We start from the raw sequence: 12,783 nt of genomic DNA, 5'->3' as shown, positions 1-12,783 counted from the left end.
AGATGTGTATAAGCGACGGGCCCCGTGCCGGGCCTCCCCGCCCGCCCGGCGCGCGGCCTGCCGTCCTGCGTCAGACCGCGCGCGAGCCCGCCTTCACGCGGGGTTCAGGGCTGGATTTCGCGGACACTCAGCCACTTGAAGTCCACGTCCGTCGCGTTGTCCCAGCGGAAGACGGCGATGGGGCCGCCCCAGGTAATGGGCGCGGCCGGCACCGCGCCGCCGCAGTGCTGCGCATCGCCGCCCCACCTGCCCGCGTCGGTGGTGTCGTAGGCCTTCTTCCACGTCACCCGGTCCGCGTTCTCGTTGACGTAGAGCTCCAGCTTCACGGCCGTCTGGCCGCTGACGGTGACGTTGCGCATGACGGCCTTGAAGCCCACCCAGCGGCCCTTGAGCGCGGAGGTGGCGGTGACGTAGGGCGTCTGCTCGTAGGAGACGTGCCAGGTCTCCTTCTCCCAGCGGGCGCGGCCGTCGTAGTGCAGGCCGGCCTTGTAGCTGCTGCCCTCGCAGCCGGAGTGGTCGCCGTTGTGCTTCCCGCCGCGCGCGTACCACGCGAAGTTGTCCTTCACGTCCGCCACCGCGTTGACCTTCACGAAGCCGGTCATCTCGATGTTCTTCCAGTCGTTGGGCGCCTGCATGTAGCCGCGGCTGGCGAGCACGTCCCGGTCGTAGGTGGGAATCTTCCGGTCGTCGTAGCCCGTGGACGTGAAGACGCTCATCCGCACCTGCTTGTCCTTCATCTTCCAGGAGCCGTCGCTGTTGCGGGTAATCGTGTCCTGCGGGTCGAAGCGCGCGTCCGCGAGCGCGTTGTCCGCCAGCGTCCACGCCTCGCCCCCGGACTTCGAGGGGTAGAGCATGGTGACGCCGAAGCGGTCCTTGCCGGCCGTGGGCGTGGCGGCGGAGGTGATGGCGGCCCACTCCGCGATGCTGGCCCAGGTGTTGACGGAGTTGCCGTTGACGGTGACGCGCACGTAGCGGGCGTTGCGCGCGGTGAAGCCGTAGCGCTCGAGGTTCGCGGTGGTGCCGGACGACGTCGTGGACACGGCGGTGGACCAGGTGGTGCCGTCCGTGGACGTGGTCAGGACGAACGTGTTGGTCCGCTCGTCGCCCCGGTGCCAGGCGATGTCCACCGCGGACAGCGACCTCACGCTGCCCAGGTCGCCCCGGAGCCACTGCCCCACGCCGTCGCTGGACCAGCGCGTGGTGAGGTTGCCGTCGATGGTGGCGGACGGCGGGTTGCCGTCGTTCCCGCTGGCGGTGACGGCGGTGAAGCCCGACGCGGCGAGCGCCGGTGCGGCGGACCCGAGCAGCAGGAGCGCGCTCGCGAGGGTGAGCGATGGATGGGATTGGGACACAGGTGCTTCCTCCTGGCGGCCGAGTACCGGCCCACCCCCGAGGGCATTCCTTGTCCGGGCGTGTTTCACGGACTGAAACAGCGGCGGCCCGCTCCCCTGCTTCCAGGAGACGGGCCGCGCGTGAAACCGTGTCTGCCTTTGCGTGCGGGCTACTCGCGCAGCTTCACCACCGCCGCGGACGGGCCATCCAGGTGCAGGACGTTACCGGTGAGCGGAGACGCCGCCACGGTGCCGCCATAGCGCGGGTTCTCACTCCACATGACGATGCCCGCGCTCGCGCGCGGGTTCAGCGTGTGCATCAGCGAGCCCTTCAGGTTCACGACGATGAGCAGCGTGTCCCCTTCCGCCCGGCGCTCCAGCACGAACGCGTCCGGCCCCAGCGCTCGCGCGTCGTGCGTGCCCTGACGGCTGGTGAGCACGGGCTCCGTGGCGCGCAGGCGCAGCAGCTCCTTGTAGAGCGTGTGCACGCCCGCGGCCTCCGCGTTGTCCAGCTCGCCCCAGTCCAGCGTGGAGCGCGTGAAGGTGTCGCGGGCCTGCGGGTCCGGCACCTCCTCGCCCTTGAAGCGGGAGAAGCCGGCGAACTCCTTGCGGCGCCCTTCCGTGACGAGCTTGCCCAGCTCCGCGTTGTGGTCCGTGAAGTAGAGGAACGGCGTGCGCGCGTTCCACTCCTGGCCCATGAAGAGCAACGGCGTGAAGGGCGACATCAGCAGCAGCGTGCTCATGGCGCGGTAGGCGGCCGGAGACACGTCCTCCGACAGGCGGTTGCCGAAGGGCCGGTTGCCCACCTGGTCATGGTTCTGGATGCAGTGCACGAAGTGCCACGGCCCCAGCCCCTTCGGGTCCGTGCCTCGCGCGTGGCCCAGGTTCCTGGACTTCTGGCCCGTGTAGAACCAGCCCTGGCGCAGCGTCGCGGCCAGGTCCTCCGCGCTGCCCGTGTAGTCCTGGTAGTAGCCCTCGTGGTCCCCCGCGAAGGCGCGCCGCAGCTGGTGATGCAGGTCATCCGCCCAGACGCCGTCCAGGCCGTAGCCGCCTTCCGACGCGGGCGTGACGAGCTTGCGCTCGTTGCGCTCGTCCTCGGCGATGACGACGACGCGGCGGCCGGAAGCGGAGGCGTGGGCGCGCTCGACGATTTCCGCGAGCAGGTGCGGCTGGCCGTCGTCCACGATGGCGTGGGCGGCGTCCAGGCGCAGGCCGTCCGCGTGGTAGTCGCGGATCCACATCTCCACGTTGGACAGCACCAGCGAGCGCACGAAGCGGCTGCCCTCGCTGTCGTAGTTCACCGCGTCGCCCCAGGGCGTGTGGTGCTTGCCGGTGAAGTAGTGCGGCGAGTACGCGCGCAGGTAGTTCCCGTCCGGACCGAAGTGGTTGTAGACGGCGTCGATGAGCACCGCGATGCCGTGCGCGTGCGCCGCGTCGATGAGCCTGCGCAGGCCCCTGGGCCCACCGTACGTGGCCTGCGGCGCGAAGAGGTCCACGCCGTCGTAGCCCCAGTTGCGCGCGCCCGGGAAGCTGGCCACCGGCAACAGCTCCAGCGTGTTGACGCCCAATTCGCGCAGGTGGGCCAGCTTCGGGATGAAGGCCTCGAAGGTGCCCTCCGGCGTGGCGGTGCCCACGTGCACCTCGTAGATGACCAGCGCCTGCGGATCCGGCCCCTTCCAGTGCGAGTCCGTCCAGCCATGGTCGGAGCCCACCACTTCGGACGGGCCGTGCACGCCCTGGGGCTGCGAGCGGGACCACGGATCCGGGAACGGGTCGCCGCCGTCCACGCTGAGCTTGTAGCGCGTGCCCTCCGCCAGGTCCGGCAGCGCGCCGCCGAAGCAGCCATCCGCTTCCGGCGTGAGCGGCACCTTGCGCAGGACGCGGTCCTCCGCGTCGTAGAGGACGACGTCCACGCCCTTGTGGCCGGGCGCCCAGACGCGCCAGCGCACCGAGGAACCCTCTGCCCACGCACCCAGCCGGGGCGCTTGAGACCGTGCTTCAGTCGATTGAGCCATGTCGGGTCCCTGTTAATGCGCGCGCGCGAGGCCGGGGAGCACCCCTTGCCCCCAAGGCCCACCGCTGTTCACGGGCCGACCTCTCGGGGGCTATGAGTGCGGACCGGCGGACGGAGGGGCGCACGCCCTCCGCTCCAGGGGATGGCAGGGGGATGGCTTGTGGCGCCCGGGCCCGTCCCGGATGATGGGCAGCGCCGAGCCCGCCCCTCCTGGAGCCCACCGCGATGTCTCCCCGTTCCGGCGTCGAAATGCCCTCCGCCTTCCCCGAAGGCCCGCCCATCCAGGAGCGCGTGGCCGCGCTGGAGGTGCTGTCGCCCCAGGAGATCGACGCGCGCCTGGGAGACCTGGGCTACCGGGGCCAGTCCGAGGCCCGCCGCGCGGCCTCCGTGCTGGCCTACCGGCACCTGCGCCGCATCCGCCGGCTGTACCTGGAGGGGCTGGAGCCCGAGCCCGGCACCCGCGAGAACGCCCTCTTCCTGGGCCCCACCGGCTCCGGCAAGACGTTCCTCGTGGAGCTGATGTTCCGCGAAATCCTGGGCGTGCCCACCGTGCTCGCGGACGCCACCCAGTTCTCCGAAACGGGCTACGTGGGCGACGACGTCAGCACCCTGCTCTCCCGCCTGTACGAGGCCGCGGAACGCGACGCGGCCTGGGCCGCCTGCGGCGTCATCTGCATGGACGAGTTCGACAAGCTCGCCACCAGCCGCTCCGACAGCCGCTTCTCCGGCCAGCAGACCACCAAGGACGTGAGCGGCTTCGGCGTGCAGCGAAGCCTGCTGCACCTGCTCTCCGCGGCGCAGGCCACGTTCCCGCCGGACTTCGGCTTCACCAGCCGCATCCGCGCCGAGTCCCTGGACATGGGCTGCATCACCTTCATCGCCTGCGGTGCGTTCAGCGGCTTCCGGGGCACGGCGGAGACCATGGCCCACGTGGAGCGCGTGGGCTTTGGCCGCGAGCCCGGCAAGGGCGGCCAGAAGGACCTGGAGTCCATCGCCACGCGCATCACGGAAGAGCACCTGGAGAACACCACCGCGTTCGCGCGCTACGGCTTCATCCCGGAGCTGATTGGCCGCTTCAACCGGCTGGTGTCCTTCAGCCCGCTGGACGCGGCCACGCTGGGGGACATCCTCCAGGACAACGTGCTGCGCACCTGGGAGCGCGAGTTCGCCCACGAAGGACTCCAGCTCACCGTGGAGCCCGCCGTGCGCGAGTGGATTGTCGCGCGCGCCCTCAAGCGCGAGACGGGCGCCCGCGGCCTGCGCACCGCCCTGGCCCCCGTGCTGGAACAGGCCGCGTACGAGCACTTCGGCCATGGGAAGGCCGCCACGGTACGCCTGGTGCTGAAGGACGACGCCGTGCACGCCGTGCGCGACTGAGAGCAGCCGACGTACCGGGGCCCGGTCCGCGGGGCCCCCGGAGCATCGTTCAGCCGGGCCCGTCCTTCACCCGCGAGTCAGACGCCTTACGGTTGAGGCACACAACGCGCGGAGGCGGCCCATGGCACACATCAACCAGCAGATTCCCCGGGAGGAGTGGGCAAGCTACCTCTCCGGCATCAGCAGGCAGGACGCCACCCGGTGGGTGCGCGTGGAGTCCATCGACGCGGAGACCGGCGACCAGCCCCTGGCGGACCGCCTGCCCCTGGTGGACATCACCCTGGAGACCAAGGGCAGCGACTCCGGCGCGGTGCAGATCATCGTGGGCCGCGAGAACGAGCGCATCACCCACCGCATCCTCGAACCGGACCACCTCTACGCGGAGCTGGACTCGCAGACGGGGGAGCTGGAGTGCCTGGAGATTGGCGAGCGCGGCGGCAAGACGCTCGTCTTCTTCGAGCGCCCCTCGGAGGCCGAGGAGATCTCCGCCCGCTTCTGAAAAACGGCGCGGGGCCGACGGGCGCGTCGAAGAAGACGCTCCCACCGGCCCCAGGCCCTTCAAGCAAGCCGTGACGGCTCAGCTCATCACGGGTACAGCGCGCGGGCGCCCTGCTTGTCCAGGGTGGTCAGCACGAGGTCGCCCGTCTGGGTGCCGTTGCACTGCGGGTAGTGCATGACCGAGGCGCGGTCGTAGGTGGAGGTCAGCGCACGCCACTGGCTGTCCTCGTAGCAGCCGCTCGCGGTGGAGCGGGTGTGCTCGTGACGGAAGCCCAGCGTGTGGCCCAGCTCGTGACGCAGGATGCCCGTCAGCGTCCAGGGCGACAGGTTGCCGAAGGCGCTGCTGTCCACCAGGACGTTGCGGCCGGAGCGGCTGGAGTTGGGGAAGAACGCGCGCGCCACGTAGGACTGGCCCGACACCGGACGGATGTCGAACAGCACGCCCGACTGGGACGCGGTGCAGGACGCGTCGTACTGGGACAGGTAGGTGAAGTTGACGTTCGCCGTGGCCTCCCAGGCCGCCGTCGCGCTCGCCATCGCGTTCACCATCTTCGTCTTGTTGGTGCCGAAGTTGTTGCTGATGCAGTACGTGAGGTTCAGCTTCTGGGTGCTGCTCCACTTGATGTCGCCGCCGATGTAGTACACGGCCAGGCCGTCCTGCTGCTGGCCCAGCTGCGCCTCGACGACGTTGCGGAAGTAGGCCTCCAGCTCCTCCTCGGACTCCAGCGCCTCGTCACCGTTGACGATGTACTTTCCGCCCTCCCACGGCTCACGGTAGGCGCTCGCCTTGAACTCCTCCCACGTGGGCTTGACCTCGCGCTCCTGCGCGGACTCGGGACCACCGCACGCGCCGAGCAGCATCGAGACACCGGCCAGCATCGCAACAGAGCGGAACTTGAGCATTGGGGGACTCTTCCTGGGTGCTTCGAGGGATGCGCTACCACCGCCTGGCCTTCCCGCCAGCCGCGGCCGCGCGCCGGGGCAGTGAGCAACTGCCGGGCCAACGCCCCCTCCCAGGAGAAAAACGGGAAACGCGAGGATAGCTGGAGCAGCTTCGCACCAGCCCCGCCCCCGTCAACCGTCACTTAACGTGACGTTTACAATCCCAACCCCCCTGAATGATTTATGTTTTCCCGGGGGCCTCCCGCTGTCCGAGGAATGGACAGCGGGGTGTCCTGACTTCAGTCAGTTTCTAGAGGATGGCGCGGCGCATCTTCCAGTAGGTCTCCTTGGCCATGCGGAAGGTGTTGGAGCCCGGGGGCAGGAGGGTGCGCAGCAGCTCCGCGGACTGAAGCTGGAGGGGGCGCACGCAGTGGGCATCCAGCTGGTGGCGCAGGTAGCCCACCATGTCGCGGCTCTTGTACTCGTTGAAGTAGTTGCGCAGCTCCGCCGCCGTGCGGGCCTTGCCGTTGTCCGCGTACTTGGCCACGTAGGGGCTGAAGTCCGGATAGAGGCTGCCCTTGCCGAAGCCGCCGTGCACGGTGGTCTTCATGAAGTTGCCGATGAGCAGGTCGTCGAACACCTGGTACTTCACGGCGGTCATCAGCGAGTTGCGGGGCGCCTCGAAGGTGATGCCCTTGTGGAAGCGGCGCTTGTTGAGCTCGATGACGTGCTCCTGGCCGCCCACGCGGAAGCGCAGGAAGTCCATCACCGTGCCCAGGTGCTCGACGGCGCGGAAGTACTGCTCCAGCTGCTTCACCTCGTCCGCCTCCAGGCGCTCGCTCCAGTCATCCCCGAAGTCCTTCGGGTCCACCGGCTTGATGGCGCGCTCCTTCGGGTTGATGGAGACGGAGGCGTCGTTGGTGAAGTCGCGGCGCAGGAAGGCCGGGAGCATCTCGCAGGTGGTGGAGGCGAAGCCCCGCGCGTAGTCCGGCAGCGTGGTGGTGTACTCGGAGCACCAGACGCTGTCCGCGCGCTGGTACTTGTGCATGGAGCTGAAGGGGACGAAGTAGCGCACGCCGTACGTCTCCGCCATGCGCGCGATGGTCTGTCCCACGGGCGTCTTCGCCGCGGCGTACGGGAGGATGCGGCGCCCGTCCTCCGTGAAGAAGTTCATCATGTCCGCGTCGCCGTAGCCGGACAGGGCCAGCAGGTACGTCTCGCTGTACTCCTTGATGACCCGGCGCACGAAGCGGCCCTGGCCGCGGTCGCCCGCGTCGTTGAGGTTGACGATGAGCCGGCCGCCCACCTCCACCAGCAGCACCGCGTCCTGGTTCACGTCCGGGATGCACAGCACGCGGATGCGCGGGGACAGGCGCGTCCACTCGCGGTCCTGGAGCACCTGGACCTTGAAGCCCGCCTCGCGCAGGTCGTCGCGGATCCGGCCGCCCACGTGGTTGGGGACCAGCAGCGTGCGTGAGCGCAGCTTCTCCAGCGACGCCATGCTCAGGTGATCCGGGTGGCCGTGGGACAGCCACACGTAGGGGCAATCCAGGATGGCCTGGCGCTGCTCGTCCGGAATCTCATGGGACAGCGTCCAGCTGCCGAAGTAGGCGTCCCCGTCCGTCCAGGGGTCGGTCACCAGCACCGGACCGTTGTCGTGACAGATGAGTGTGGCGTTGCCAATCGTCTCGAAGCCCAGCTCCATTGCGCGCCCCCTTGACCCCTCACGCCGCTCCCAATGCGCGTGTGGACGAGAAGGTGGCACCCGGACTTTTGCCTACAAGCTTGGGAAACAAGCTTCCATGCCTGGCCGGTCGCTGTCCGCGCCTGCGGCCCAGGAAAGGGCTTTCCCTTGTCAGGCGGTTCGAGGCGGACGGCAGGCAGCGGATCCGCGCGCCCCTGTCCACCGGGCGACACGCGGATCAGCGCCGGGACACGAGCGAGAGGATTTGCGGGCCGTAGCGCTCCGCGAGGGTGGGGCCCACGCCATGGATGGACATCAGCTCCGCGCCGCTGGACGGCCGGGCGCTGGCGATGGCGTCCAGCACACGGTCGGTGAGGATGCGGAAGGCTGGCACCTTGCGCTTGCGGGCCTCGGTGAGGCGCCACTCCTTGAGGGTGGCCACCAGGGCGGGAGACGCCGGGGCCGGCTCGAAGTCCGGCGGCGCGGGGCGGGACGCGTTCCAGGAGGCCTTGGCCCCACGGCCAGGTGACACCTCCGACGGGGCGCGCGCCTTCCAGCCGCCGCGGGCGGGCGCTTCCGAGGGGAAGGGCTCCTGGCTGAAGTCCGCGTCGCCGGAGGCACTGCCGCGGCGCCCCTGGGCGCGTCCCCGGGGCGAGGCGCTCTTGCGCGCGGTGCGCTTCGCGCCACCGGCGGCCGTGCGTCCCTTGCGCTTCTTGGTGGCCACCTCGCGCGCCTGGGGGAGCACCACCTGTCCGGGGGCGATGACGCGGGCACGGCGGCCGGTGTCCGTGAGGGACAGCCGCTGGAACTGGATGACCTGGCCGTCCTTGTCGAAGGAATCCGAGTCCAGGCGCACCAGCCCCGCGCGCACCAGGCCGCCCACGAGCCGTTCAAAGTCACGGCGGTGGAGCTGTTCGCCAAAGAGCTCCCGGTGGAGCCGTCCGGTGGCCTGACCGTCGCGCGCGTGCAGGGCCTCCAGGATGCGGCCCAGGGAGTGGAACTCCATCGCGGAGGGCTCCTCGAAGCGGACGACCTCGCAGGACTCGGGGGCGCAGACGTCGCACAGGCCGCAGGCGGCGCCGGAGTCCTGCACGTCGCCGAAGTGCGCGACCAGGTGGCGCATGCGGCAGTCGTGCGCTTCCGCGTACCGGCCCATCTGCTCCAGGTGCAGCTGCTTGCGCTCGCGCTGCGCGATGTACGCCACGGCCCAGCCCGCGCGGCCGCGCCGCACGTCCTCGTCCGGGGTCATCTCCACGCCGCCGTGGATCCACAGCTGTTCGAGCGCCTTGTCGAAGATTTCGGGGTCGCCTCGCACGCGGGCCTGGATGGAGGCCTTGGGCTCCAGTTCGTTGGACGTGGCCTGGTAGATGCGCTCCAGGACGGAGGGGTCCGGGTAGTCGCGGCGGTGGAAGAACTCGTGGGTGCGCCGGTCCACGAAGGCGTGGAGCAGCACCGCGCGCGAGTCCTTGCCGTCACGGCCCGCGCGCCCCAGCTCCTGGTAGTAGCCCTCCAGGCTGGCCGGCAGCGCGGCGTGGATGACGGTGCGCACGTCCGGCTTGTCGATGCCCATGCCGAACGCCGTCGTGGCGACGATGACCTCCAGGTGGCCCTTGAGGAACGCGGCCTGGATGCGGTCGCGCTCCTGGGGCTGGAGGCCGGCGTGGTACGGCGCGGTGTGGAAGTCGTGCGCGAGCAGGTCCGCGTACTGCTCCGCGTGCTTGCGCGTGGACGCGTAGACGATGGCGGGCCGGTGCGCCGGGTTCTTGAGCAGGGACAGGATGGCGTCGCCGCGAGCGCCCGGGTTCAGCTCGCGCACCTCGATGGCGATGTTGGTGCGGCGGAAGCCGTGGATGAAGGTGTGCGCGGCGCCGCCCCGCGAGCCGCGCAGGCCCAGCTGCTGGACGATGTCCTTCTGCACGTCCGGCGTGGCGGTGGCGGTGAGCGCCACCACGGGGGCGGGGCGCAGGAGCGGCAGGCGCGAGCCCAGCAGCCGGTAGTCCGGACGGAAGTCATGGCCCCACTGCGAGATGCAGTGCGCCTCGTCGATGGCGATGAGCGAGGGCGTGCGGCGGGCCAGCAGCTCCACGAAGCCGGGGACGCCCAGGCGCTCCGGGGCGATGAAGAGGAAGTCCAGGCGGCCTTCGAGGTACTCCGCGCAGACCTGCCGGGAGGTGGCCCGGTCGCGGCCGGAGTGGATGCGGTCCGCGGCGAAGCCCAGCGACTGGAGCCGCAGCACCTGGTCCTCCATCAGCGCGATGAGCGGGCTGACGACGACGGTGGTGCCCGCGCGAGCCAGGCCCGGCAGCTGATAGCAGAGCGACTTGCCCGCGCCCGTGGGCATCACCAGCAGCAGGTCCTCGCCGGACGTGGCCGCGCGGCAGACCTCTTCCTGGTACGGACGGAAGTCGTTGAAGCCGAAGGCCTCCTTGAGCAGGCCGCGCAGCTTGTCCGGCGGCGTGGGAGCACGGTGCACGCGCTCCGGCCGGGCGCTGCCCATGTTCACGGACTGGGGCTGACGTTTGGCGCGGCCGAAGCCCTCGGAGGAGGCCTGCACGAAGGCGGTGCGCACCTCCGCGGAGGGGATGTTGGGAGGACGCTCCTGCACGCGCGGCGACAGGGCCTGTGCCGTGTTGCCGGAGGCCGTCCCCGTCCATCCGCCTGCGTCTCCGTGAGCGGGAGCGCCTGGCGCGAACCGTGCGGCACCGTGGACGGAAGGGCCCGCACCGTGGCCGAAGGCGCCACTCGCGCGGGAGCCATCTCCCGCCATGCTCGCGGTGTTGGCGCGGGCCGCGGACTGGACGGTGGCGGTCGCGGCCTCGCGGGTCCGGAACAGCGCCTCATTGGGCGCCTGCGAGGGATGCGGCCTCGCGGATTCGAAGCGGTTGGCCGCGGCTTCATTCCGGAGCGCGGGACTGCCCGCCACCGGCAGCGGCGGCAGCGACGTGGGCGCCTGGCCCACGACCTCCCGCACATACGCCTCGATACCGCTCATGAACGCATCCAGCGCGCCCTGCCCGCGCTCGATGCGCTGGAGCCACGCTTCCCACTGCCCCGTCATCACCGGGGACTTCACGTCCGGGTGCACCACCCCGATGAGGTGGATGCCCTTCTCCGTGGCCACCAGGCGCTTGCCCTCGCGGGTCAGGTACTCGCGCTCGAGCAGCAGCTCGATGGTCGCGGCGCGCGTGGCGGGCGTCCCCAGCCCCGTGTCGCGCATCGCGTCCACCAGCTCCTTCTCATCCAGCGTGCGCCCGGCGGACTCCATCGCCGTCAGCAGCGTGGCCTCCGTGAAGCGCGGAGGCGGACGCGTGCGCTTCTTCACCGCCTCCACGTCCTCCACCGTCTGCGCCTGTCCACGCGCGAGCCCCGCGGGCAGGTCCTGCGGCTCGTCGTCCGGCTCGTCCTCCTTGTCCTTGTCCGCGCCCTTCTTGCCCTCGGGCTTGAGGCGCGGCGCCTTCTGCCCGCCCCCCACGTCCAGGACCTTCCAGCCCACCTTCTCCACCTGCGTGCCCGCGCTGTGGAAGCGGTCCACCACGGGCCCTGTGTCCCCCTTGGATGTCACCGCGGTGATGACCGTGGTCACCTTCCAGACGTGGTCCTCGTGCCACGCCTGGAGCAGGCGCCGGCACACCAGGTCGTAGAGGCGCTGCTCGTCCGGAGACAGCCGCACGCCGGACGCCGGCATGGGCGTGGGGATGATGGCGTGGTGGTCCGTCACCTTCGAGTCATCCACGTAGCGCTTGCCCAGCGGGCGCTCGCCCGTGCCCGGCGCCAGGTCCTCGTGGTACGGGGCCTGGATGGCGCGCACCACCTCCGGCAGCGTGTCCGCCACGGTCGCCGACAGGTGCCGGCTCGCGGTGCGCGGGTAGCTCAGGAGCTTGTGCTTCTCATAGAGCGCCTGCGCGACCTCCAACGTGCGCTGCGCGCTGAAGCCGTACAGCCGGTTCGCGTGGCGCTGCAGCTCCGTCAGGTCGTAGAGCAGCGGCGGCGGCATCCGCTTCGTTTCGGCATCCAGCGACTCCACCACCGCGCTGCCGCTCCGCACGCGGTCGATGACCCGGCCCGCCTCCACGCCGTCCGCGTCCAGCCGGCGTGCCTCGCGCACGGACTCGAAGCCCGGAGGAATCACCGGCTTGCCGTCCGGCCCCGAGCGGAACCACGTGCCCTGGTAGCGCGCTCCCACGGGAGCGCCCTTGCCGCGCGGGGAGAAGGTGGCCACGACCTCCAGGTAGTCCCGGGGCACGAAGTCGCGGATGGCCAGCTCGCGCTCCACCACCATGGCCAGCGTGGGCGTCTGCACGCGCCCCACGGACAGCATGCTGCCGTAGGTGCCGCTGGCCAGCGTGTAGAGGCGCGACAGGTTCATGCCCACGAGCCAGTCCGCGCGGCTGCGCCCCATGGCGGCGTCCGCCAGCGGCGCGTACTCCTTGCCGTCCTTGAGGTGCTGGAAGCCGTCGCGGATGGCTCGCTCGGTGAGCGAGGACACCCACAGCCGGCGCACCGGCTTGCGGCACCCGGCGGCGGCGTAGATGTAGCGGAAGATGAGCTCGCCCTCGCGGCCCGCGTCCGTGGCGCACACCACCCCGGACACCTCCGGCGCGTTCATCACGCGGCGGACGACCTCGAACTGACCTTTGGTGGAATCCGACACCACCAGCGGCCAGTCCGCCGGCAGCATGGGCAGCTGCGAGCGGTGCCACTTCTTCCATTCCGGGCGGATCTCATGGGGCTGGGCCAGGCCCACCAGGTGGCCAATGGCCCACGTGACGACGTAGCCGTTGCCGCGAAGGAAGCCCTCGCCGCGCTCGGTGGCGCCGAGCACCCGGGCGATGTCGCGCGCCACGGCGGGCTTCTCCGCCACCACCGCGAGGACGGAGCCCCGCCCACCGCGAGCCGTCCCACCGTCCATGCTCGCGTCCCGCGACACCGACCTGTCCCATCCGGGCGACTCGCCCATCTCATCCCACCTCATGACCTGTCCCCTCCCCGCCCCTGGC

7 protein-coding genes are annotated in these 12,783 nt (G+C 70.6%); 2 read left to right on the top strand and 5 right to left on the bottom strand.

The features are described from left to right. Nucleotides 1-104: 104 nt before the first annotated feature. Nucleotides 105-1,352, bottom strand: coding sequence for a discoidin domain-containing protein (locus D7X55_RS24585; RefSeq protein ID WP_120550581.1), 1,248 nt, complete (start codon nt 1,350-1,352; stop codon nt 105-107). A gap of 149 nt (nt 1,353-1,501) precedes the next feature. After that, nucleotides 1,502-3,346 (bottom strand): malto-oligosyltrehalose trehalohydrolase, encoded by a 1,845-nt coding sequence (gene treZ, locus D7X55_RS24580; protein ID WP_120550580.1) that lies wholly within the window; start codon nt 3,344-3,346, stop codon nt 1,502-1,504. A gap of 224 nt (nt 3,347-3,570) precedes the next feature. Here treZ and D7X55_RS24575 point away from each other — a divergent pair, with 224 nt between their 5' ends. After that, the gene (locus D7X55_RS24575) at nt 3,571-4,722 is read left to right on the top strand and encodes an AAA family ATPase (protein WP_199747125.1); all 1,152 of its coding nucleotides are present in this window, start codon (nt 3,571-3,573) and stop codon (nt 4,720-4,722) included. A 121-nt stretch (nt 4,723-4,843) separates the two neighbouring features. Next, nucleotides 4,844-5,221: a DUF5335 family protein gene (locus D7X55_RS24570; RefSeq protein WP_120550578.1), complete on the top strand. Its 378-nt coding sequence runs from the start codon at nt 4,844-4,846 to the stop codon at nt 5,219-5,221. Nucleotides 5,222-5,307: 86 nt separating this feature from the next. Here the strand turns inward: D7X55_RS24570 and D7X55_RS24565 are convergent, their stop codons facing one another. The 3 genes from D7X55_RS24565 to D7X55_RS24555 all read right to left on the bottom strand — a co-directional run bounded on the left by D7X55_RS24565 (nt 5,308) and on the right by D7X55_RS24555 (nt 12,758). Further along, nucleotides 5,308-6,123 carry a matrixin family metalloprotease gene (locus D7X55_RS24565; RefSeq protein ID WP_120550577.1) on the bottom strand — a complete coding sequence of 272 codons (816 nt, stop codon included), beginning with the start codon at nt 6,121-6,123 and terminating at the stop codon, nt 5,308-5,310. A 289-nt stretch (nt 6,124-6,412) separates the two neighbouring features. Then, on the bottom strand, nt 6,413-7,807 hold the full coding sequence (locus D7X55_RS24560; RefSeq protein ID WP_120550576.1) for an MBL fold metallo-hydrolase: 1,395 nt from the start codon (nt 7,805-7,807) through the stop codon (nt 6,413-6,415). A 217-nt stretch (nt 7,808-8,024) separates the two neighbouring features. Then, a complete protein-coding gene (locus D7X55_RS24555; RefSeq protein WP_199747123.1) occupies nt 8,025-12,758 on the bottom strand; it encodes a DNA topoisomerase 3 in 4,734 nt (1,577 codons plus the stop codon). Between the last annotated feature and the right edge of the window lie 25 nt (nt 12,759-12,783).

Origin of the sequence: Corallococcus sp. AB049A, assembly GCF_003668885.1 — a bacterium.
Classification (GTDB): domain Bacteria; phylum Myxococcota; class Myxococcia; order Myxococcales; family Myxococcaceae; genus Corallococcus; species Corallococcus interemptor.
This window is presented reverse-complemented; position numbering and strand designations above follow the sequence as displayed.